The organism is Serratia sp. NA_13, assembly GCF_052691735.1.
This window is the reverse complement of sequence record NZ_JBQZFV010000001.1, coordinates 1-23601: the sequence shown is the minus strand read 5'-3', so window position 1 is coordinate 23601 and position 23601 is coordinate 1. Positions and strand designations below refer to the sequence as shown.

Below are 23601 nucleotides of genomic sequence, written 5' to 3'. Positions count from 1 at the left end.
CATGAGTAGTACTTTTTTATTCAGGAGGTTAAGTTGATATTTCAGCCAAACACAGGTCATTGTCATTCTGGCCGTTATACCAGGATGGTTAAAGCATTGGCAGCCGCAGGTATCATGCTGTTGGGATCCTATCAAGGTGCGAATGCTTTTGAGATTGGGGTGAATGTTCATTTGCGGAACTACCCTAAGCCGACAGATAATTATCTTACCCTTATTAAAGATTATGGGTTTACGTCATTTCGCACTGGCTTCCTGTGGGGAATGGTTGAAAGGACATCTGGCGATTTTAAAGTTGTCGGGCCTCTTATCAAGGAAGATGATGCATTCCAGCAAGGCGTTTCCAAATATGGATTGAATTCTTTACTTATTCTTGCATATGGCAATGCCGCTTATAATGTTCCTGATTATCCAACCACTCCTGAAGCCATCGATGGGTTTGCCAACTATGCTTATTGGACTGCCAAACGCTTCAAGGGAAAAGTAAAGTACTATGAGGTTTGGAATGAATGGACTGTGGGGACTGGGCTGAAGAAGAAAACAGGGGTTCCTCCTCCTGAGGTTTTTGCACAATTAGTGAAGAAAACATCGGCTGCTATTAAACGGGCTGACCCCGATGCGATTGTGATGGCAGGTTCTCTTAACCCTTTGGGGCAACGGGGCATTAGCTGGTTTGATAAGTTAATGGAATTAGGGATACTGAATGATATCGATGCTATATCACTGCATCCTTATTCGTATCGTAATGAAGATATGGCGTTGAGAAACCCCGAGGATAATCTTGCCGGCATTGATAAGTTTGAAGCCAGAGTAAGAGCATTCTCCAAAAAAACAGTTCCTTTATATATTACTGAAATGGGGGTTCCAACATATAATGGACCTGGTGGTTTGAGTAATGCCGCTGCCGCTCAATATATCGTAAAATACACTATGTTGGCAAAATCGCGCCCCTACATCAAAGGGGTGTGGTGGTACGATCTTATTGACGACGGCGATAATCCAAAAATAAATGAACACCGATTTGGTTTGTTGGACAGAAAGGAGAAACCGAAAGCGGCGGCATTGGCTTATGAAAAAATCGCCAAAGTTGCGCGCGATTATAGCGTGAGTGATTATAAGGTATCTGCTGATGGGGTGATTAGCATTGCGCTTAAGGGGCAAGGTAATCAGTATGCGATGTTGTCTTGGCAGAAGTCCAAGGTCGCGCAACCTTCGGAGCAACCAAATGGCTTGAGATCTTTAATGAGTAGTGTAACAGGGCAGTCATCAGCGAAGCCTGATGTAAATCCTCTCGTTGAGATGAATAATCAGAACGTAACATTACAGGGCGATACTCCAGTATTGGTCTTGTCTGATAAGCCTATAGCTGTGCCAACTCGTTGACATTTATTTTTGAATTAGGTGTTACTATTTTGTTCTTCATTCTATTTTATTGTTTTTTTAAATATGACCGAGAAGCACTTTACTCTCAATCAGGTGGTTTCTATGCAGGTCGTTGAGAAATTGCAACCCACCGCTGATAATAAAAATCCCACTCGTCTGGATTATGTTGACTCGATAAGAGGAATTGCGGCAATTAGCGTCGTTATTGCTCATTTTCTGGTGCCTATCTACGGATACGATAAATTTATTTTTTCCCATGTTTTTGATCTCGGGAAAATAGGTGTTGTGTTATTTTTTATTATCAGCGGATTTATCATACCTTTTAGTTTTAGACGTGAAAATGGTGGGGTGCAGGCATTCTTTATCTCACGATTTTTTAGACTTTATCCAGGTTATTGGTTTTCTTTGTTATTATATTTGGTTGTGTCTTACGCTTTGGGTATGCAATTCCCATGGCATCAGATCTTTGCCAATATTACGATGTTCCAAACTGCATTTCGTGTGAAAGATATTGTGGGTGTTTATTGGACTCTCTTTATCGAACTGGTTTTTTATTTCATGTGCGTATGTTCATTCATTTTGGGCCTGCTCAATAAAGTCAGGTTTAACTTCATATCTTCCCTTGTAATGCTGGTTATCGCCCTGGCGTTAGCCATTGCCAGACGCAAGCTGGATGAAGAGTTTCCTGTTGCCTTGCCTTTGGCTCTGTCATTGATGATGTTTGGTGGCTTATGGCGATCATATCTGCTTGATGGTGATTTCATCGCTAAAAAACTGGCTACATACTATATCGCTATTTATGTCTGTGTTATTCCAATAGTGAGTTTCTTTTCTTATGGAATAGAACCTGGTCATACAATGCGTTATACAGTGACATATTATCTTAGCATGTTACTTTTTATCGCTCTTACGACTCGTTTTAGGATCCATAACAAGTTTATGGTTTGGATGGGGGTGATCAGTTACTCAGTTTATCTTATTCATCCAAGTTTGTTGATAATTTACGAACATTTCACTGCTGATTTTTCTAACTTCAGTCGGTATCTGCTAGGAAGCATCGGAGTTCTTCTGACGCTGCCTGCGTCATATCTGGTGTATAGATTTATCGAGCAGCCTTCTATCAATCTTGGGCGTCGTGTAAAGTCTAGTATGGTTAAAGTAGCACAGCTTTGATTCCATTCGTTGTGAAGTGTTCTGGATAGTTGAAGTAGATGATAATATCAAAAGCACCTTCGTATCTCTTTACGATGGTGCTTTTTTTTTTGCCGATTTTCAGGTTTTTATATTTTTTTCAATACGTTATTGCTGTTTTTAATGCTAAATAATTTGTTGAGTCGAAAAATTTTCCACTCGATCCATTTACTTTTTCTTGAGCCGTCAGCTACTTCGTGTTGTCCTCGTCAATAAACCCTTCTTGTTTACATGGTTTTTGTGCTGGCATTGAGTTGTTAACAGTATCGCCAATTATTCATATATTGAATATGTGAGTTTTTATTGACGTCTTTTAGTAATGTTAAAAATCCTTGCTTACCATAATGTTAACGCCTATACCGATGTTTTTATTCGAAGTAATAATAATCTCATGTCTTGTCTTGACAGAACCTGCTTTCAGCTACTTTACTCATTTTATAACTATGGGCGCTTAAAGGAGTTATTTAAATAAGTTTAATTTCATTGCTATTAATTCAGTGTTGAGTCTATGTGCAAGCCCAAACCTCTTTTAAGTCAGTAGCTAAGTTAGCATTACTGGTATTCAAGAGCTGTATGGGATCTATTTTTTACCTTAATTTTACTTAGGTTAGGAGTTTTTTATGGCTTCTTTAGCATCTCAGCATCAGGCAGCGGCTATCTTTTACTCGGTATTGGGGCGTACTCCATCTTTGACCGAGATCGATACTTATGGGCAACAGCTTCAAACTGGTGCTAAAACGCCTGCGCAGCTAGCACAAGCGTTTATTAGCTCTTCGTCAGGGGCCGCACTGTACGGCGGTAAAACTGACTCGGAAATTTTGCAAATTATTTATACCCGTGAGCATGGTGCCGCGGCTACAGAGCAGCAACTGACAGATTATCTGGCAGCTAACAGTTTGAGCTCTGCGGTATCTAATGTAGTCAATGATTTACTTAATTATTCTGGCAGTGATTCGACGTTGCTGTCTCAGCAAGCCGCATTTGAAAATAAAATCGATACGTTACTGTACCCTTCAACGGCGACCAGCGCTTTAGGGCAAGGGGCATCGGATATCCAGGCAATTTTGTATGTGGTTGGTTCTACTGCCACTGCTGATGCGGTGAACTATTTCGGGGCTAAAATCAATGCTGGTATGACCCTGACTCAGGCAGCAGCGGCGAACATCAGTGGTCGTTCTTATCTAACCTCGCTGACTGATGACGCGTTTATCGCTCGTCTGTTCCAATTTGGTTATGAACGTGCACCTACGTCTGCGGAAGCTTCAAGTTATCTTTCTCTGTTGCAGGGCGGCGCTACTCGTGCTGACGTGTTGGTAGATATTATCCAAGCCTTGAGAGGTACTGTTGGTGCTGGGGATCAAACCGCTCAGCAGCACTTTAACAGCGCTACAACCGTCTACCAGGCAGGGCATCTTCCTGGGTTGTCGTATCAGGAGCAGGTAGCCGCAGTTTATCTGGGAGTTGCCGAACGTGGTGTTGATGCTTCGGGTCTGGATACCTGGAGCAAACAAATGGCTGCCGGTACCTCCTACAGCACTTTGATTGGCAAGTTGGTTGGTTCTGCAGAGTTCCAACGCAAAGGCGGTCAACTGACTGGCGATGACTTCATTCAGCATGTTTTCAGTGCGGTGCATGGTGTCGCGGCGACAGCTGGACAGTTGGCAACATATAGTGCTCTTGGAAGCGATAAGTCATTAATCACTCAAGCGATTATCAACGATCTGCGTACCTCTACGGCGACTGATGCCGCGACAGTAACCCAGCAGCACGGTTTTGAATTTGATATCGGTACCAGCCTGCTGTACAAAACTGCAGCCTCACTGACGGCCACAGCAGCTGGCGGTAATGCTACCGGCACTGTGAATACAGGCGCATCGCACCAGATCAGCAATGCAGAAACTGCAGTGTTGACCGATGTTCAGCTTGCCGCTAACGCAGCCAGTGTTGTTAACCTGAAGTTTGCCGATCATCTGGCGAATCTGACCATTAACGGTACCAGCGCGGCAACGGTCAACCTGTCTGACAACGGTGTTAACCCGGGTGTTGATATCACTGTGAATAACGGTAACGTTATTCTGAATGCCAGTTCAGGGGCTGATGATGTCCTGGTCACCGCTACGGCAGCTGTTGCTACTGCTACTGGTGATTTTAATCTGGGAGCAGGTAACGACTCACTGAAATGGTTGGGTAATGCGGCAGTTGGCGGTGCCAACACCGTCGGCGCTGGCATTTCTGGCAACGGCGGCGATGGCGTTGATACCATTTCCGCCAACTTTATTACCAAAAACGTGGTGATGTCAGGTAACGCGGTTGTCCGCACCGCGACGATTACCAGCAATGCTTCGCAGTTCACCAATTTTGAGAAAATTGACCTGGCTGGCTACATCGGCAAAGCAACGGTTAACACTGGTTCCACAGCCGCAAACCACACCTTTGACTTTGGTTTGTTAACCGGTAATGCAGTTTCTGAATCCAGCACTACCGGTTTGACCAACAACGTCGTTCAGGCTGCCACCTCCAACATTGGCTCACAAGGTTTTGTGTTGTCTGGTTTGGCTGAAGCAGTGAAGGTGATTAATGCTGCCGGCGGTAACTCCGCGCAGTTGGAAGTGACCGGTAATGCGACGGCGGCGAGCAGCGTGGAAATTACTTTCCTGCAGAATGCCACTAACCACTTTAACGTCACTTTCGATGCCGTTAGCTCAACCGATGTGAATGCCGGCTCCCTGGCACTGAACAGCAGCAGCAGTGTATTGTTGCCAACCGTGCTGAGCACGCTGAACATTGCGTCTGGCGGTACTGGTAACTTTGACAATATTTTGTCACTGACCGGGACTAACGCGCAGGTTCAGAACATTGCCATCACTGGTGATCATGTCCTGGATCTGACTGTGGGCAGTGGTTTTAGCAACGTGCGTGATATTAACGCAACGGCTAATACTGCCGGCCTGAATTTGGATTCCAGCCATGCCGGTACCGGTGACGGTATTATTGTCCAGTTGCTGAACATTCTGCCGTTGAGTGTAGTAACAACGGGGTTGTTGGCACCGGTACTGACAGCTCTGGGTCTGAATGGTTATCAATTGAATGTAGAAGGTACCGGCGCTGCTGACAGTTTCAGCGTTCTGGGTAACACTACCTTGGCCGGCGGCAACGGCGTGAACACCTATGATCTGAAGTCCAGTACTACTCAAGCCGGTGTCACCATTACCGACTTTGATAGTACCAAAGACAAGATTGTTGACGCAGCTTCTGCCTTAACAATTTCTGGTGACACCAGCGGTACTGCGGTAGCAGATTACGGCACCCGTGCCTCCGATACCCTGGATGCTCTGTTGGGGACTCTGGTTGGCGGCCTGACCAACGGCGTTATCGGTCTGTTGGGCGGTATCCTCGGCCTGGACAACAGCAACTCATTGACCGCGAAAGTGGGCGTAGCGTCTGTGGTGTTCGGTGGGACAGGTAATAATGACAGTTCTTATGTGATTATTGATAACAACAATAACCACACACTGGATACCAGCGACAGCGTGGTTTACCTGACTGGGCAAAACCATCAGCAACTGTTGGATACTCTGCATTACGCGTGAGTGTATACTCAGTAGAGAAATAGTTTCCATGAACACTGTTAGTTATTAAATAATACGGGGGGGGGGGTAACCTCCCCGTATTTTATTTTGTGATCGGAGTCATCGTCTTTAACTTACTCTTTCACTCATAATTCCCCTGTGCTTTTTATGCCATTTATCTTTTTGTTTTCGCAGGTTTTGCTGGGGGGGGGGTTAGAGTTTTTTTTGTATGCCGCCTTGCCGATATCCACTTTCTCTATCTATAGTTAAAAAAAGTATCTGCAGTCTCGAGCATGTTTGAGGGGGCTTCTTTAGGATTTTCTTTATTTTTAATTTTTTAAGAATTTCCTTAGAGGAAATCAATGCGGATTGGACTGACAGTGCACATGATGTAAGGGCAGAAAGTGAATCAATTTATACCGCGTAATGAAATTGCGGATGTTATACGGACACGCAGCAAAATCTTCTGGACCGTTGGCATATTCACCGCATTTATAAATATATTAATGTTAGTTCCCTCTGTCTATATGTTGCAGGTCTACGACAGGGTACTTCCTTCCCGTAATGAAATCACTTTGCTGATGTTAACGCTGATTATGCTGGGAATGTTCGGCATGATGGCGCTTCTTGAGTATGTTCGTAGCATGGTTGTTATCCGTATCGGCAGTCAGTTGGATATGCGATTGAACACCCGTGTTTACACTGCGGCCTATGAATCCAATCTGAAAAATGGCTCTTCCGACGCAGGACAGATGCTGGGTGATTTGACCACCGTACGGCAGTTCCTGACCGGCAGCGCATTGTTTGCGTTCTTCGATGCGCCCTGGTTCCCGATTTACCTGCTGGTGATTTTCCTGTTTAACCCGTGGTTGGGATTGTTCGCTCTGGTTGGCTCACTGCTGCTGGTTGCATTGGCGGTGGTCAACGAAATGGTTTCCAAGAAACCATTGGGGGAAGCCAGCAAGCTATCGATCATGTCCAGCAGTTTGGCGAGTACAAATTTGCGTAATGCCGAAGTGATCGAGGCATTGGGCATGTTACCTAATCTAAAGCGCCGCTGGTTCGGTTTGCATCAGAGATTTCTGAATAGCCAACGTGTCGCCAGTGAGCGTGCCACTACCGTTACCTCCATAACCAAGTTTGTTCGTCTTTCTTTGCAATCCCTGGTGCTGGGACTGGGGGGCTGGTTGGCGATTGATGGCCATATTACCCCCGGCATGATGATTGCAGGTTCTATCCTGATGGGGCGTACGTTGGCACCTATCGAGCAGGTGATCAACGTTTGGAAGAGCTGGAGTTCTGCCAAACTCTCCTATCAGCGCCTGGTGAAATTACTGGATAAACATCCGCCACGCGGTATGGGGATGTCTTTGCCACGGCCGGAAGGGGTCATCTCTGTTGAAGGTGTCACTGCCACGCCTCCGGGCTCCAAAGGCGATGCGGTATTACATAATGTCAGCTTCGCTATCCAACCGGGTGACGTACTGGGGATTATCGGGCCAAGCGCTTCCGGTAAGTCCACGCTGGCACGTTTGTTGGTAGGTATCTGGCCGGTCAGCGAAGGTATTGTGCGGCTTGATAACGCTGATATTTACCAATGGAACAAAGACGAACTGGGGCCCTACATCGGTTATCTGCCGCAGGATATTGAACTGTTCGCCGGCAGCATTGCTGAGAACATCGCTCGTTTTAACGACATTGATTCTGAGAAAGTGATTGAAGCCGCCAAGTTGGCCGGGGTCCATGAGCTGATCCTGCGTTTCCCTAACGGTTATGATTCAATCATTGGCAATGGCGGGGCGGGATTATCCGGCGGACAGAAGCAGCGTATTGGCCTGGCCCGGGCGCTGTATGGCGATCCTTCCCTGATCGTATTGGATGAACCCAACTCCAATCTGGATGATGCCGGTGAGAAAGCGCTGAATCAGGCGATCCTGTTCCTTAAACAGCGTAATAAAACGGTGATCCTGATTACCCATCGAACCAACCTGTTGTCGATGACCACCAAGCTGCTGCTGTTAGTGAACGGTACCGTCAATGCGTTTGGCCCAACTCAGCAGGTGCTGCAAGCGTTGGCCAATGCGCAGAAGGCGCAAACCCCACAGCAGGCGGTGCGCGCAGTCAACTCCGAGCCGGACGAAGGTAATATCCCAAAAACTCAAATTAATTAAGCTGTGTACTTGCCGGGCGGCGCCAAAATGCCGCCTGCAGTCAAAGGAGTTGGTATGTCTACGCACATTGGCGAGCCGCAAGACTCGTATTCAGAACAGATCCCGCAGGATGAACGGCGTTTCACCCGCATGGGTTGGTTAGTGGTAGGGATTGGTCTGTTTGGCTTCTTCGCCTGGGCTGCGTTTGCCCCTTTGGATAAAGGGGTCGCAGCACCGGGTTCGGTGACCGTTTCCGGCAACCGTAAAACCGTACAGGCGCCGGCCAGTGGCATCATCAAAAGTATTACGGTAAAAGAAGGCGACAAGGTTAAAGCGGGTGAGGTGTTGGTGCAGTTGAGCCAGGTTCAGGCCCAGGCGCAGGTTGACTCACTTCGCGACCAATATTACACCACGCTCGCCAGCGAAGGCCGTTTGTTGGCCGAACGTGATGGATTAAGCAAGGTCACTTTTTCTCCTGTATTTGAAGCCATCCAGGCTCAGCCGCGGGTCGCTGAGATCATTGCGCTGCAAACGCAGTTATTCTCTTCACGTCGCCAAGGATTACAAAGCGAAGTTGACGGTTATAAACAGTCAATGGACGGTATGCGTTTCCAACTGAAGGGTCTGCAGGACTCAAGGGTCAATAAGCAAATCCAGCTTTCCAGCCTGCGTGAACAGATGAACAGCATGAAGCAACTGGCGGCGGACGGTTATTTACCGCGTAACCGCTATCTGGAAGTACAGCGTCAGTTTGCGGAAGTGAACAGCAGTATCGATGAAACCGTTGGGCGAATTGGTCAGGTACAAAAACAGTTGCAGGAGTCACAGCAGAGGATCGACCAACGCTTTGCCGACTATCAACGCGAAGTCAGAACTCAGTTGGCGCAAACGCAGATGGATGCCAGCGAGTTTAGGAACAAGTTGGAAATGGCGAATTTTGACCTTGGCAACACGGCTATCACTTCGCCGGTAGATGGCACTGTTGTAGGACTGAATATCTTTACTCAGGGGGGCGTCGTGGGAGCGGGTGACCACCTGATGGACGTTGTACCAAGTCAGGCTACGCTGGTGGTGGATTCACGCCTCAAGGTAGAGCTGATTGATAAAGTGTACAACGGATTGCCGGTGGATCTGATGTTTACTGCTTTCAACCAAAACAAGACCCCGAAAATACCGGGGACGGTGACGTTGGTTTCTGCCGACCGTCTGGTCGACAAGGCCAATGGCGAACCCTACTACCAAATGCAGGTCACGGTTTCGCCTGAGGGCATGAAATTGCTCAGTGGCGAAGACATCAAGCCGGGGATGCCTGTTGAGGTGTTTGTGAAGACCGGCTCGCGCTCACTGTTGAGTTATCTGTTTAAACCTATTTTGGATCGCGCTCATACTTCATTAACCGAGGAATAATTTTGATTCAATTTAAACGACAGGTTGCTGGCCTTGCTATCAGTACCCTCTTGTTTGCGATAGCTGCGCCGGTTCATTCGATAGGGATTATAGACGCATATTCGCTGGCACTTGAAAAAGATCCGACCTTTAGGGCGGCTATAAAAGAGAAAGAGGCGGGAGACGAAAACGAAAACATCGGCAGGGCGGGGTTGCTGCCGAAGGTATCGCTTAATTACCAGAACTCACCGAGAAACTGGCAAACGCAGAAGTTTCCGCAAGGTGATCTCTTTGGCCGCGTCACTGAAACCACCAAACGGCAGCAGTACCGCAGTTATTCCAGCTCGGTTACGCTGACGCAACCGCTGTTCGATTACGAGGCTTATGCACGCTACAAGGCTGGCGTGGCGCAGACCCTGATGTCTGATGAACGCTACCGCAGTAAGTTTCTCGACTTGGCTGTACGGGTGATCTCCGCCTATGTGGAAGTGGCTTACTCCAAGGACCAAATCGCTTTAGCCTCAGCGCAAAAAGCAGCCTATAAAGAACAGTTGTCGCTGAACGATCGCTTAATGGGCGCGGGTGAGGGTACCATTACCGACGTTTCCGAGACTCAAGCGCGCTACAGCCTGGCAGAGGCGCAGGAAATTGAGGCGCGTGATGCGCTGGATGCGGCTCAGCGCGAGCTGGAAGTCATTATTGGTATGCCACTCAATCAGCTCGATGATGTACAGCTGCTACGCCCTGGCAAATTCCAGGTGGCGCCGTTGATCCCATCAAAGTTTGAAGAGTGGCAAAAAATTGCCCTCGAGAATAACCCGATGTTAGCGGCTTCTCGCCACGGGGTTGATGCGGCGAAATATGAAGTGGAGAGAAATCGTGCCGGTTTTATGCCGCAGGTGCAGCTCTACGCCTCGCATTCTGAGAATGACTCGAGCAGCGATAATACGGTTAACCAAAAATATCGCACTAACAGTATTGGCGTGCAGGTGAGTATGCCGATCTACGCCGGCGGAGGGGTTTCGGCATCGACTCGCCAGGCTGCATCTCGATATGGGCAGGCGATGTACGAAATGGATGCGCAGGTGGGCACCACGCTTAACGATCTGCGCAAACAGTATAATCTTTGTATCAGTAGCCGTGCCAAACTGGCGGCCTACGAGCTGGCGGTGAAGTCGGCGACAACTCAGGTAACGGCAACACGCCAGAGCGTGCTGGCGGGTCAGCGTGTCAACGTCGATGTACTTAATGCTGAGCAACAGTTGTACAGTGCTCAACGTGATCTGGCCTCGGCTAAGTACACTTACATAAAATCCTGGATTACGTTGCTGAGTGATTCGGGAACCCTTGATGAACGAGATGTAAAACGCGTGGCGCAGTATTTTTCCAGGAGCCATTGAACAGATAGTTACACTCATCATGACTATTTATCCGAAAGAGCAGCCTTGAGCTGCTCTTTTTTGTCTCAATACGTTATGTTTGCGGACAGCAACGCCATTGGATTTCTGTGGATGAAGGTTGAGAGCCGCTTTGACTGCTCTGACGTTTTGGCGATAAGTCGAGTAAGTTGTATCATGTCTGCCTGCATTAATATCTGAGTTGGCATTTTTCTCCTGATTTTTTGAACCAATAGATTATTTTTAACCAGTGAGGATTCTCCAGTAAGGCTGGGGAAGAGGGGTTGATATGGCGATTTTAGTCACCGGCGGAGCCGGTTATATCGGTTCTCATACCGTTCTGGCTTTGCTGGAGCGCGATGAGGATGTGGTGGTATTGGATAACCTGTCGAACTCTTCGGAAGAGTCTTTGCATCGTGTAGAAAAGTTAGCGGGCAAAGCGGCTGTGTTTTACCAGGGGGACATTCAGGATGGCGAATGCCTGAAGCGTATCTTCGACGCTCATGCGATAGATTCGGTTATCCATTTTGCCGGTTTGAAAGCCGTGGGGGAGTCGACTCGCAAGCCACTTGAGTACTATCAAAACAATGTTGCCGGCACGCTGGTGTTACTGGATGAAATGCGCCGTGCAGGTATTCACCAATTTATCTTTAGCTCTTCCGCTACAGTTTATGGCGCTAACTCTCCCGTGCCTTATGTGGAAACAACGCCGATTGGTGGTACCACTAGTCCTTACGGCACATCAAAGTTGATGGTTGAGCAAATTCTGCAGGATTTCGCTAAAGCGGAGCCACAGTTTTCCATTATCGCTTTGCGTTACTTCAATCCGGTAGGTGCGCACGAGTCAGGCTTGATTGGTGAAGATCCAAATGGTATCCCGAACAATCTGTTGCCCTATATCTCTCAGGTAGCCATTGGCAAACTGGATAAGTTGGGCATTTTCGGCGGCGATTACCCAACTGAAGATGGCACCGGTGAACGTGATTACATCCACGTGATGGATTTGGCCGAAGGGCATTTGGTGGCGATGGATCATTTGAAGAAAATTGTGGGTTTCAAAGCATACAATCTGGGAGCAGGAGTAGGGCACTCGGTTTTGGCAATGGTGCAGGCTTTTGAAAAGGCTTCTGGCATGAAGATCCCATATCAGATCTTGCCGCGTCGTGATGGCGATTTGCCTGCTTTCTGGGCTGACGCGAATCTTGCCCGTGAGGAGCTGGGTTGGGAAGTGCGGCGTGGTATCGATGAAATGATGCGCGATACCTGGAATTGGCAAAAGAATAACCCGCAAGGCTATAGCCGCAAAAGTTGAGTTGGGGTAACACTCCATTCTGACTAAGCCCGCAGTTCAACGCTGCGGGCTTTTTTTAAGGAACAGGTAGGTTGCAAAGGATATGACTTGCATTAATTAATAATCATTCTCAATTTTATTCTGTTTTAATTTGTATGTATAACTATAAGCACACTACTTATTTCGATTGGTATTTGTCCGATAAATGCTATGTGATTCATCAATCGATATCAAAAAATCGCGGTCTTTATAGAGGCTTGTATTTTTTGTTTTTTCTTTAATTTCAATCTATTATGTTTATTATTGCCAGGTGGGGAGGTCGTTGCGTAGACAAATGATGTTTTGTCTACGTGTGGTTAATGTATTAACTTCTGACATGGGTGTATACTTCAGGCCGAATAAATTGATGTCATTTTCTGCTGTGTGCTATAACGCAACAATGCAATGCAACGGCATTGCGCTGATTTTATATGTGCTGCAGTAATGAAACAGTAATTGCTGGGAGTTCCCACAAAAATGCTAAAAGCTGTCATTCCCGTTGCAGGTCTAGGAACCCGCATGTTACCGGCCACCAAAGCTATCCCTAAGGAAATGTTGCCGGTCGTAGACAAACCCCTCATCCAATACATTGTGAATGAATGCGTTGCTGCTGGTGTTACGGAAATTATTCTTGTTACACATTCATCAAAAAATGCCATTGAAAATCACTTTGACACTTCGTTTGAACTGGAAAGCATGCTGGAGTCGCGCGTCAAGCGCCAACTGCTAGAAGAAGTGCAATCGATCTGTCCTAAAGGCGTTACGTTGATGCATGTACGCCAAGGTCAGTCCAAAGGCTTGGGGCATGCAATCTTGTGCGCTAGACCATTGATTGGTGACGAAGCTTTTGCGGTACTGCTACCCGATGTCTTAATTGACGATGTTGCCTCAGATCTTAAAAGAGATAATTTGGCTAGCATGATTGCTCGATTTGCGGAACATGGACGCAGTCAGGTCATGGTAGAACCCGTGCCGGAAGAAGATGTCTCCAAATACGGGGTGGTCGATTGCAGTGGTGTCGAAATTCATCCAGGTGAGAGCCTGCCAATGCGTGCAATTGTAGAAAAGCCACAGTTGGATAAAGCACCTTCAAATTTGGCTGTGGTTGGCCGTTACGTATTGGCTGCGGATATTTGGCCGTTGCTGGAGAAAACGCCTTACGGTGCTGGTGGAGAAATTCAGTTAACCGATGCGATTGCCCTGTTGATGGAACAAAAACCGGTTGATGCTTTTGCTATGGTAGGGCGTTCTCATGACTGTGGCGACAAGCTGGGCTACATGAAGGCCTTCGTTGAGTTCGGGCTCCGGCATCCGACGCAGGGAAAAGATTTTTCGGCGTGGCTGAAAAGGGTTTTCAATCACTGATACCACGTGTTTTTGTGTGTTAGGAATCCAGTCGATTCCTAGAGAAAAATGGTGCTGCTGAATGTAACGTAACAAGCAACCTGTGCGTGATAGCGGTAAGACCTAAAGATCCTGTAAACTGGATTTTTTGAAATATGTAGTAGAATCAATTGGTTGCTTGGTTTGTACTCTGGTTGCGATAATGCCAGGGGCGGTAGCGTGGTTGTAAATAGTGAAGAACCCTGAAGCTTGCCTTTCCTGGCGAGGCGCTCGTTAGCAAACGCAGTTGATAAGTATTACGTTTCTTATGTTAGGGAATTTTAATCTTAAATCGAGTTTTCATATGAAGTATAGCTTAGGTTACCTCTGGGATTTGGTTGCGGTCATCACAGAGAAAGAATTAAAAGTTAGATATAAAAGCAGTTTTTTTGGCTATTTGTGGTCAATTGCTAACCCATTACTCTTTGCGATGATCTACTACTTCATCTTTAAGTTAGTGATGAGGGTTCAAATACCAAACTATACGGTATTTATTATTACCGGGCTTTTCCCGTGGCAATGGTTCGCGAGTTCTACAACGAATTCTTTATATTCTTTTATTGCCAATGCACAAATAATAAAGAAAACAGTATTTCCTCGTTCCGTTATCCCTTTCAGTAACGTACTTATGGAATGTCTGCATTTTTTATGCACCATTCCTGTGATTATTGTCTTTCTCTATGTATACGGTATGCGTCCTTCGGTTGACTGGATTTGGGGAATTCCGTTAATTGGTATAGCCCAAATGTTGATGACTTTTGGCATTGCAATGATGTTGTCGACGTTGAACCTTTTTTTCCGTGATCTAGAAAGATTCGTGACCCTAGGTATTATGCTGATGTTTTATTGCACGCCAATTCTTTATTCTGGCGATATGATACCCAAAGAGTATCATTTCTTAATCGATTATAACCCGCTGGCAAATATGATACTCAGTTGGCGTGATCTTTTCATGAATGGGGTTATCGATTATCACCAGGTTGGTATGCTCTATGGATATGCACTTTTATTTGTCATCATCGGTACAAGCATATTTAATAAATTAAAGTACAGATTTGCAGAGATACTATAATGAGTTTGGCTATAGAGTTTAAAAATGTTACTAAGTGCTATCCATTATATCATCATATTGGATCTGGCATCAAAGAATTGATTTTTAATCCACGTAGAGCATTAAGCTTGCTAAGTGGTCGAAGCTATTTAGCGGTTGAAGACATTAGCTTTCAGGTTCAGAAAGGGGAGTCTGTAGCACTTATTGGTCGTAATGGCGCGGGAAAGAGTACTTCACTTGGTTTGGTCGCTGGTGTAATGAAGCCATCGTCCGGTACTGTAAGTGTCGTTGGGCGCGTTGCGTCCATGTTGGAATTGGGCGGTGGCTTTCATCCCGAGCTTACTGGAAGAGAGAATATTCGACTTAATGCCACATTGTTAGGGTTGCGTCGTAAAGAACTAAAACAACGTCTGGATAAAATTATCGAGTTCTCTGAATTAGGTGAGTTCATCGATGAACCCATTCGGGTCTATTCAAGTGGTATGCTGGCGAAGTTAGGGTTTTCGGTGATAACACAGGTAGATCCGGATATATTGATAATCGATGAGGTTCTGGCTGTGGGTGATATTGCTTTTCAGCGGAAATGTCTGAAGACTATTAATGAGTTCAAAAAGAAAGGGGTTACAATTCTTTTTGTTAGTCATAACCTTGAGGATGTTGAGAAAATCTGTGACAAAGTCATTTGGATTGAAAACCATAAAATGAGAGAGATGGGAGATGCCCACTCCGTTATCTCTCAATATAAAATAGCAATGGCCTGATTTTTATAATTCTGACTTTTAGGTAATTCACATGAGCTCTATTAAGATTTATACTTGTCATCACAAACCAAGCGCGTTTCTTGATTCATCGCTGATTCAACCGATTCACGTTGGTAAGGCAAATAACCCGAATGAGATCGGCTGTCTTGGTGATGATACTGGAGATAATATCTCTTTCAAAAACCCGTTTTACTGTGAGTTGACCGCGCATTATTGGGTGTGGAAGAATGCGCAACCGGCAGACTATGTTGGTTTTATGCATTATCGACGTCATTTTAACTTCTCAAAAGATCAACAGGTTCCGGAAGATAACTGGGGCGTAGTTAATTATGAGAAAATTGATGCGTCATATCATGATAAATTTGGTTTAAACGATAAAGATATTTCTCTATGTCTGATGGATGTTGACATTGTTTTGCCAAAGAAATGGGATGTCAGTGCTGCAGGTAGCAAGAACAACTATCATCATTACAAAGTTTCTAACTACCTGCATATTGAAGATTACGATGCTGCATTGGAAATCCTTGCTGACATTTACCCTGAGTATAGATCTGCTGCAGATAAGTTTAATAACGCTACGGATGGTTATTACACAAATATGTTTGTTATGCGAAAAGATATCTTTAATGACTATTCCAAGTGGCTATTCACTATTTTGGAAAGGTTAGAAAGTAAACTTCGATTCAAAAATTATAACTCACAAGAAAAGCGAGTTGTTGGTCATATCTCAGAGCGTTTGCTGAATATTTATATCGCGTACCAAATTGAACAACACGCTTTTAAAGTGAAAGAGTTACAACGTACTTTCATCGAACAAGAAACTTTTAATGCTACCTTAAAGCCAATCTTTTCGACCAAGAATGTCCCAGTGGTGATCTGCTTCGATGATAATTACTCTATCAGTGGCTCCGCGTTAATTAATTCTATTGTTAAGCATGCAAGTTCAGAACTCAATTATGACTTGATTATTCTTGAAAATGGAATTTCTTTATCAAACAAACGTCGTTTGTTGTCTCTAGTTGCTGATGTTGAAAACTTCAGTCTTCGTTTCTTTGATGTTAATGCCTTTAGTGAGATAAAAAACGTCTTTACCCGTGCTCATTTTAGTTCGGCAACCTATGCTCGTTTGTTCATTCCGAAACTTTTTTCCGAGTTTGAAAAAGTTATCTTTATTGACGCAGATACTGTTGTTGAAAGTGACCTGGCTGAATTGATGACCATCCCGCTTGGGAATAATCTGGTCGCTGCAGTAAAAGACATTGTCATGGAAGGGTTTGTCTTATTCGGTGCAATGTCTCAGTCCAGTGATGGTGTAATGCCAGCCAAAGAGTATTTGTCAAGCTCATTGGAGATGGTTAACCCTGATGGCTATTTCCAAGCCGGTATTTTGGTATTTAACATTGATTTGATGAACAAGGAAAATACGTTTTCCAACCTAATGGATGCGATGAAAAGCAAAACATATTGGTTCCTTGATCAGGATATAATGAATAAAGTGTTCCATGGCCGCGTGCACTATTTGCCATTGGAATGGAACGTATATCACGGTAATGGTAATACTGAAGATTTCTTCCCTAATTTACCTTTTAAAACCTACATGGATTATCTTGAGGCTCGCAGAAAACCGAAGATGATTCACTTTGCCGGTGAGAATAAACCGTGGAATACGCGCCACGTTGATTTTTTTGATAACTATCATAAAAACATCGTGAATACGCCATGGGCGTTTGAAGCTTATGAACGCCTGATTGGCACCTCGGTTTCACATGCTTCTGCAGCACAGCTTGTGAACAATACGCCCGTGTTGCTGCAGACCAAATTAAAACGCGCTTTGATGCCGACTCTTAATAAATGGGCACCAATAGGCACGTCTCGTCGCAACTTTATGACGAAATATTACTACAAAGTTAGACGCGTAATTCTTGGGTAACTTAATGATGAATAGCAAAAAAATCCTAATTGTAGGTGCCGGTTTCTCTGGCGCAGTAATCGGACGTCAACTGGCTGAACAGGGGCATTTGGTTCAAATCATCGACAGCCGGGATCATATCGCAGGTAACTGCTACGATGCCCGTGATGCGAAGACCGACGTTATGGTGCATACCTATGGTCCGCATATCTTCCATACTGACAACGAACAGGTATGGAATTTTGTTAATAGTTACTCCACCATGATGCCCTACGTTAATCGGGTTAAAGCGACGGTTGACGGACAGGTTTTCTCGTTGCCAATAAATCTTCATACGATTAACCAATTCTTTAAAAAAACCTGTTCACCAGCGGAAGCCAAGGCATTAATCGCTGAAAAAGGTGACAGCAGCATTACTGAACCGAAATCGTTTGAAGAGCAAGCGTTGCGTTTTGTCGGCAAAGAGCTTTATGAAGCCTTCTTTAAAGGTTACACCATTAAGCAATGGGGCATGTCCCCAGCTCAACTGCCAGCATCGATCCTTAAACGTTTACCTATTCGCTTCAATTATGATGATAACTATTTTAATCATAAATTTCAGGGTATGCCGAAAGACGGCTATACCAAAATGGTTGAAGGTATTTTAGACCATGCGAATATTGCCGTATCTCTCGGTGTACAATTCCAGCCGCAGGAACGCGAGCGATACGACCATGTGTTTTACAGCGGACCACTGGATGCGTTCTATGGATTCCAGTTCGGTCGTTTAGGGTACCGTACGCTAGATTTTGAAAAATTCTCTGTGGATGGTGATTACCAGGGGTGTGCGGTAATGAACTATTGCGAGCAATCAGTACCTTACACGCGTATCACCGAACATAAATATTTTTCGCCGTGGGAGCAGCATGAAGGCTCTGTTTGTTATAAAGAATATAGCCGTGCATGCGAGGAAAACGATATACCTTACTACCCAATTCGACAAGTCGGTGAAATGAGCCTGCTGGAAAAATATGTCGATTTGGCAGAAAAAGAAAATAACATGACCTTTATCGGGCGGTTGGGAACCTACCGCTATCTGGATATGGATGTGACTATTGCTGAGGCGTTGAAAACCGCTGAAATTTATCTGACCAGTCTGGAGAAAAAAACGACCATGCCGGTATTTACGGTCAGTATCAGATGAAAACCACGGCGTTAATTGTTACTTTCAATCGCCTGGAAAAATTGAAACAGTGCTGGATGGCAACTGCCGCGCTGCCTTTTGAGCATATTGTCGTTGTTGATAATGCTTCTACCGATGGTACTCAGACTTGGCTGAACGGGATTGAGGATGCTCGTCTGCATGTACTGCGTGCTGACCAAAATAATGGTGGTGCGGGTGGGTTTAAGCTTGGCGCAGAAATCATTGCTCAAAAAATAGATACTGATTGGGTATTTATGTTTGACGATGATGCTTATCCTCAAGCTGAGTTGCTGGTGCGTTTTGCCGAGTTGGTAAAAACTAATTATGCAGCATATTGTTGTCGGGTACTGGATAAGCAGGGTGTACTTTGTAAAATGAATGTGCCCTTCAGTAAGATGCCAACATCGCTGATGCGCACGCTCGATTATGTTGCAAGGCCTGCCCGCTATACCCCGACAGGACTGGAGGTGTCAGAGGTTGTGACGCTGTCATTTGTTGGTGCAATAATTCGCAAAGACGTTTTAGCCGCCAATATTGAGTCTATCTGGTCAGAACTTTTTATTTATTATGATGATCTTTACTTCTCTTACAGGTTGAATCAACAGGGATATCGATTCCGATACTCGCCAGAGCTGCTTTTCTTGCATGATGTAGCACCGGCTAATGGGGGGATCAACCCGCCGTGGAAGGTATACTATCTGGTCAGGAACTTGCTGCTCTCCAGAGTGTTGTTCAAAAAAAATGAGAGACCTTACTCATTTGGAGCCATCGTGTTACGTATTGCTAAATATTTACTTTCTGTTACCTCGCAAGCTAACAAGATAGAATATATTAGATATGTAGTACGCGGTATTGTTGACGGTATATCACGTAAAACTGGTAAACGACATTAGCCGGTAAGAGTTAAATGAAAAAGATTTGTTATTTTATCAACTCAGATTGGTACTTTGAACTTCACTGGGTTGAAAGAGCCTTGGCAGCTAAAGCTGCCGGCTATGAAATTCATGTTGTCAGCCACTTTGTGGGAGACGGCATTCAGCAAAATCTGGCAGAAAAAGGTTTTATCTGTCATGACTCTTCTGTTTCCGAGCTTTCCATCAACCCAATTAATTTTTTTGGCTCATTGGTTAAGGTCTGGCAGTTACTTAAGAAAATTAACCCGGATGTATTGCATTGTATCACCATCAAACCTTGCCTGATGGGGGGCTTCTTTGCCCGTTTTTATAATAAGCCTATCATTTTGGGCTTTGTAGGACTGGGCCGGGTATTTATGGAAGATAAGTTGTCGATGAACGTTATTCGTTTTCTGACATTACATTCCTATAATCATATATTTAAGAATAAAAAATGTCTGTTGGCCTTTGAACATGAGCACGATCGTGATCGGCTCATTGACCTTACTGATGCCGTAAAAAGCCAGACTGTAGTGATCGACGGGGCCGGTATCAATCCGGAGATCTATCACTATTCATTGGAAATCAATCGAGAAAAACCCATTGTGCTGTTTGCCAGCCGTTTGCTGTGGAGCAAAGGACTGGGTGATTTGGTGGAAGTGAAGAAGCGTTTAGCGCTTAAAGGCGTAGATTTTGTGCTCAATGTGGCAGGGATCTCGATCGTTGACGATCCCGATGCTATCCCATTGTCGCAAATTGAAGAATGGCATCAGCAAGGGTTGATAAACTGGCTTGGCCATTGTTCTGATGTTTACAGTCTTATCAAAGCTTCTAACGTTGTGGCGTTACCCTCTACCTATTCTGAAGGTATTCCTCGCATCTTGCTTGAGGCGTCGTCTGTCGGGCGCGCTTGCATTGCTTACGATGTTGGTGGATGCCAAAGCCTGATCATTGATGAATACACAGGGAGTTTGGTGGAGAAACGTAACATCAAACTTTTGGCAGAAAAGTTGGAAAAATTACTTACCAGCCCAAACAAACGTGTAGAGATGGGCGTTCGTAGTCGAGAGCGAATTGAGAGCAAATTCGCATCATCACTGGTTATTGATGACACGCTGAAACTCTATCAGCGTGCGATTGCCACCGGGAATTATTAATTTAAGGAGCACTATTTTGGCTTTTTTCGCGAAATTATGGACGAAAAGGCATAATAGGGATGTTCAGACTCCACCGATATCGAAGAAAACATTTTATTTGGTTTCAGCTGCAGGCATGCCAAATTTTGGCGATGACATGCTGACGCGATATTGGATAAATGAATTGCAACGACAGTTTCCTGGCAGCGTTATTTATCTTGATGCTGTGGATGCTGTGGTAGCTACGGAGCTGTTCCCAGGGGTTAAATGCGTTGATTATCTTTGGCGCTTGGCGCAGGCTCTGGGTGACGATGGGTCCGTTCAGGAAAAATTTGCTGATCCTTATACGCTGCCGCTTCGTGAGCGCTTGATGACCGAGGCATTTATCTCTGCGGAAAGCATCCATCTGTTAGGGGGCGGCTACATCAATGAACTCTGGGGAGCCAATGCGCGGTTGATAGAGCTTGCGGCTTACTTTGCCGAAAAACATCAGTTGGTCAGCTACGCAACCGGACTTGGATTGCAGCCGCTTTCGCCCGAAAATGCCACTAAATTCGCCCCCTCCATCCGCCAATTTAATCAGTTTGATGTGCGAGACGAAGCCAGTTACGAGGTATTGAAACCTTTCGAGCTGCCAGACCTGAGCTTTACTGGGGACGATTATTTTGCTTTCCCTGGTTCTCCTATCGGGCGTCTTGTCGAAAGTGAACAACCCACTCTTCATTTGTGTATCCACACTGAATTGTCTGAAGGCGGGATTCTGACAGATAATCTGCTGCTATTGTTGCAGAAGGCGGTAGCTAGTTTTTGTCGTACCCATCCTGCGGCCGCGATCAATTTTTATGAGTTTCGTCCAGGCTCAGATGGGGTATTTTTCCGTCAGGTGCAAGAACGTTTCCCACAGGCAAATTTCATACAGTTCGAACAGATTTGGCAAGATGGTTTAACATTCGCCACCAATGATTTTTGCATCAGTTCACGTTTTCATTTCCAGGTGATTGCTGCAAGCCTTGGTATCGCGGGGATTGCGCTATCGTGGTCAGATTATTACGACAACAAATTTGCCAGTTTGCAGCCGATGTCTGACTGGCCTATGGTTCGGCCGGATATCAGTGTGGATGCATTGGTGCCATTGCTATCACCAGAAGTCAGTATTGATCGCCAGTCAGGAAAGGAACTTATTCAGCAAGCCAAGCAACATTTATTGACACAACTGTATAATTTCTGATGGTTTATTATCTGTTGTAAAGCCTATCGCACCAATCACTACCCACGCGGTTCAATCCTGAGTTAACATGTGTGCCACATCACAAAACCTGTTGGCCAAAGTTGCTAACAGGGTCATCCTCAGACAGGAGTTCTTCAATGTCCAAGCAACAAATCGGCGTTGTCGGCATGGCGGTAATGGGCCGCAATCTGGCACTGAACATCGAAAGCCGTGGCTATACCGTTTCGATCTTTAACCGCTCAGGCGACAAAACCGACGAAGTTATTGCAGAGAATCCGGGTAAAAACTTGGTGCCGCACTACACCGTTGAAGAGTTTGTTGAATCTCTGGAAAAGCCACGCCGCATTTTGCTGATGGTGAAAGCGGGCGAAGCGACGGACAAGACCATTGCTTCCCTGACTCCGCACCTGGATAAAGGTGACATTCTGATCGACGGTGGCAACACCTACTATCAGGACACCATCCGTCGTAACCGCGAACTGTCTGATCAAGGTTTCAACTTCATCGGCACCGGCGTTTCCGGTGGTGAAGAGGGCGCATTGAAAGGCCCTTCAATCATGCCTGGCGGCCAGAAAGAAGCTTACGAGCTGGTGGCGCCAATCTTGAAGAAAATCGCTGCGGTAGCGGAAGGCGAGCCTTGCGTGACTTATATCGGCGCTGACGGTGCCGGTCACTATGTGAAGATGGTACACAACGGTATCGAGTACGGCGACATGCAGCTGATTGCAGAAGCCTATTCCCTGTTGAAACAGGCGCTGAACCTGAGCAATGAAGAACTGGCTGATACCTTTGCCGAGTGGAACAAAGGCGAACTGAACAGCTACCTGATCGACATCACCAAAGATATCTTCACCAAGAAAGATGAAGAAGGTAAATACCTGGTTGATGTGATCCTGGACGAAGCGGCCAACAAAGGCACCGGTAAATGGACCAGCCAGAGCTCTCTGGATCTGGGCGAGCCGCTGTCGTTGATCACCGAGTCAGTGTTCGCGCGTTACCTGTCCTCACTGAAAGACCAGCGTGTGGCTGCATCTAAAGTGCTGACCGGTCCTAAAGCGACCCCAGTGAGCGGTGACAAGGCTGAATTCATTGAGAAAGTGCGCCGCGCACTGTACCTGGGCAAAATCGTTTCTTATGCGCAGGGCTTCTCTCAATTGAAAGCCGCTTCCAAAGAAAACAACTGGGATCTGCACTACGGCGACATTGCCAAGATCTTCCGCGCCGGCTGCATCATCCGTGCACAGTTCCTGCAGAAAATCACCGACGCCTATGCACAGGACGCGGATATCGCTAACCTGTTGCTGGCACCTTACTTCAAGCAGATTGCTGACGAATATCAGCAGGCGCTGCGTGACGTGGTGTCCTACGCGGTGCAAAACGGCATCCCTACGCCGACCTTCTCTGCGGCTATCTCTTACTACGACAGCTACCGTTCAGCGGTTCTGCCTGCCAACCTGATCCAGGCGCAGCGTGACTACTTCGGTGCTCACACCTACAAACGTATCGACAAAGAAGGCGTGTTCCATACCGAATGGATGGAATAATCCCAGCGCTTGACTGACTAGTCCTGATATAGGTTGACACTTTTCAGCCTTAATAACGCCCGGTGAACTTCATCGGGCGTTTTGTATTGTAGCGACAGATGCGGTCGCCG

16 protein-coding genes are annotated in these 23601 nt (G+C 45.8%); all 16 read left to right on the top strand.

Annotated features, from left to right (window positions below):
• Window positions 1-33: 33 nt before the first annotated feature.
• The 16 genes from ACUTSU_RS00080 (at window position 34) to gndA (ending at window position 23491) form a co-directional block, all read left to right on the top strand.
• Window positions 34-1380 (top strand): cellulase family glycosylhydrolase, encoded by a 1347-nt coding sequence (locus tag ACUTSU_RS00080; protein ID WP_445650088.1) that lies wholly within the window; start codon window positions 34-36, stop codon window positions 1378-1380.
• 102 nt (window positions 1381-1482) lie between these two features.
• Entirely contained in the window at window positions 1483-2553 is a 1071-nt protein-coding gene (locus ACUTSU_RS00075; RefSeq protein ID WP_445653592.1) for an acyltransferase family protein, read from the top strand.
• Window positions 2554-3191: 638 nt separating this feature from the next.
• Complete coding sequence (locus ACUTSU_RS00070) at window positions 3192-6161, top strand: beta strand repeat-containing protein (protein ID WP_445650090.1); 2970 nt, start codon at window positions 3192-3194, stop codon at window positions 6159-6161.
• A gap of 383 nt (window positions 6162-6544) precedes the next feature.
• Entirely contained in the window at window positions 6545-8311 is a 1767-nt protein-coding gene (locus ACUTSU_RS00065) for a type I secretion system permease/ATPase (protein ID WP_445650091.1), read from the top strand.
• 54 nt (window positions 8312-8365) lie between these two features.
• Window positions 8366-9697, top strand: a complete 1332-nt coding sequence (locus ACUTSU_RS00060; RefSeq protein WP_445650092.1) for an HlyD family type I secretion periplasmic adaptor subunit — start codon at window positions 8366-8368, stop codon at window positions 9695-9697.
• 2 nt (window positions 9698-9699) lie between these two features.
• Entirely contained in the window at window positions 9700-11076 is a 1377-nt protein-coding gene (locus tag ACUTSU_RS00055) for a TolC family outer membrane protein (protein WP_445650093.1), read from the top strand.
• Window positions 11077-11362: 286 nt separating this feature from the next.
• Window positions 11363-12385, top strand: a complete 1023-nt coding sequence (gene galE, locus ACUTSU_RS00050) for a UDP-glucose 4-epimerase GalE (RefSeq protein WP_445650094.1) — start codon at window positions 11363-11365, stop codon at window positions 12383-12385.
• Between the two features lie 495 nt (window positions 12386-12880).
• A complete protein-coding gene (gene galU / locus ACUTSU_RS00045) occupies window positions 12881-13768 on the top strand; it encodes a UTP--glucose-1-phosphate uridylyltransferase GalU (protein WP_445650095.1) in 888 nt (295 codons plus the stop codon).
• A 322-nt stretch (window positions 13769-14090) separates the two neighbouring features.
• Window positions 14091-14858: an ABC transporter permease gene (locus ACUTSU_RS00040; protein WP_445650096.1), complete on the top strand. Its 768-nt coding sequence runs from the start codon at window positions 14091-14093 to the stop codon at window positions 14856-14858.
• A complete protein-coding gene (locus tag ACUTSU_RS00035; protein WP_445650097.1) occupies window positions 14858-15598 on the top strand; it encodes an ABC transporter ATP-binding protein in 741 nt (246 codons plus the stop codon). Before ACUTSU_RS00040 ends, ACUTSU_RS00035 begins: the two co-directional genes overlap by 1 nt.
• Window positions 15599-15629: 31 nt before the next feature.
• The gene (locus ACUTSU_RS00030) at window positions 15630-17528 is read left to right on the top strand and encodes a DUF4422 domain-containing protein (protein WP_445650098.1); all 1899 of its coding nucleotides are present in this window, start codon (window positions 15630-15632) and stop codon (window positions 17526-17528) included.
• A gap of 7 nt (window positions 17529-17535) precedes the next feature.
• A complete protein-coding gene (gene glf, locus ACUTSU_RS00025) occupies window positions 17536-18690 on the top strand; it encodes a UDP-galactopyranose mutase (RefSeq protein WP_445650246.1) in 1155 nt (384 codons plus the stop codon).
• On the top strand, window positions 18687-19583 hold the full coding sequence (locus ACUTSU_RS00020; RefSeq protein WP_445650099.1) for a glycosyltransferase: 897 nt from the start codon (window positions 18687-18689) through the stop codon (window positions 19581-19583). Before glf ends, ACUTSU_RS00020 begins: the two co-directional genes overlap by 4 nt.
• 14 nt (window positions 19584-19597) lie before the next feature.
• Window positions 19598-20740 carry a glycosyltransferase family 4 protein gene (locus ACUTSU_RS00015; RefSeq protein WP_445650100.1) on the top strand — a complete coding sequence of 381 codons (1143 nt, stop codon included), beginning with the start codon at window positions 19598-19600 and terminating at the stop codon, window positions 20738-20740.
• A 16-nt stretch (window positions 20741-20756) separates the two neighbouring features.
• Complete coding sequence (locus ACUTSU_RS00010; protein ID WP_445650101.1) at window positions 20757-21947, top strand: polysaccharide pyruvyl transferase family protein; 1191 nt, start codon at window positions 20757-20759, stop codon at window positions 21945-21947.
• Between the two features lie 137 nt (window positions 21948-22084).
• A complete protein-coding gene (gene gndA, locus ACUTSU_RS00005) occupies window positions 22085-23491 on the top strand; it encodes an NADP-dependent phosphogluconate dehydrogenase (RefSeq protein WP_442230629.1) in 1407 nt (468 codons plus the stop codon).
• Window positions 23492-23601: the final 110 nt, after the last annotated feature.

Coding starts and splice junctions, on each gene's coding strand:
- ACUTSU_RS00040 (WP_445650096.1), top strand. CDS start 14,091: ATGAAGTATAGCTTAGGTTACCTCTGGGATTTGGTTGCGGTCATCACA.
- glf (WP_445650246.1), top strand. CDS start 17,536: ATGAATAGCAAAAAAATCCTAATTGTAGGTGCCGGTTTCTCTGGCGCA.
- ACUTSU_RS00060 (WP_445650092.1), top strand. CDS start 8,366: ATGTCTACGCACATTGGCGAGCCGCAAGACTCGTATTCAGAACAGATC.
- galU (WP_445650095.1), top strand. CDS start 12,881: ATGCTAAAAGCTGTCATTCCCGTTGCAGGTCTAGGAACCCGCATGTTA.
- ACUTSU_RS00030 (WP_445650098.1), top strand. CDS start 15,630: ATGAGCTCTATTAAGATTTATACTTGTCATCACAAACCAAGCGCGTTT.
- galE (WP_445650094.1), top strand. CDS start 11,363: ATGGCGATTTTAGTCACCGGCGGAGCCGGTTATATCGGTTCTCATACC.
- ACUTSU_RS00035 (WP_445650097.1), top strand. CDS start 14,858: ATGAGTTTGGCTATAGAGTTTAAAAATGTTACTAAGTGCTATCCATTA.
- ACUTSU_RS00070 (WP_445650090.1), top strand. CDS start 3,192: ATGGCTTCTTTAGCATCTCAGCATCAGGCAGCGGCTATCTTTTACTCG.
- ACUTSU_RS00015 (WP_445650100.1), top strand. CDS start 19,598: ATGAAAAAGATTTGTTATTTTATCAACTCAGATTGGTACTTTGAACTT.
- gndA (WP_442230629.1), top strand. CDS start 22,085: ATGTCCAAGCAACAAATCGGCGTTGTCGGCATGGCGGTAATGGGCCGC.
- ACUTSU_RS00020 (WP_445650099.1), top strand. CDS start 18,687: ATGAAAACCACGGCGTTAATTGTTACTTTCAATCGCCTGGAAAAATTG.
- ACUTSU_RS00075 (WP_445653592.1), top strand. CDS start 1,483: ATGCAGGTCGTTGAGAAATTGCAACCCACCGCTGATAATAAAAATCCC.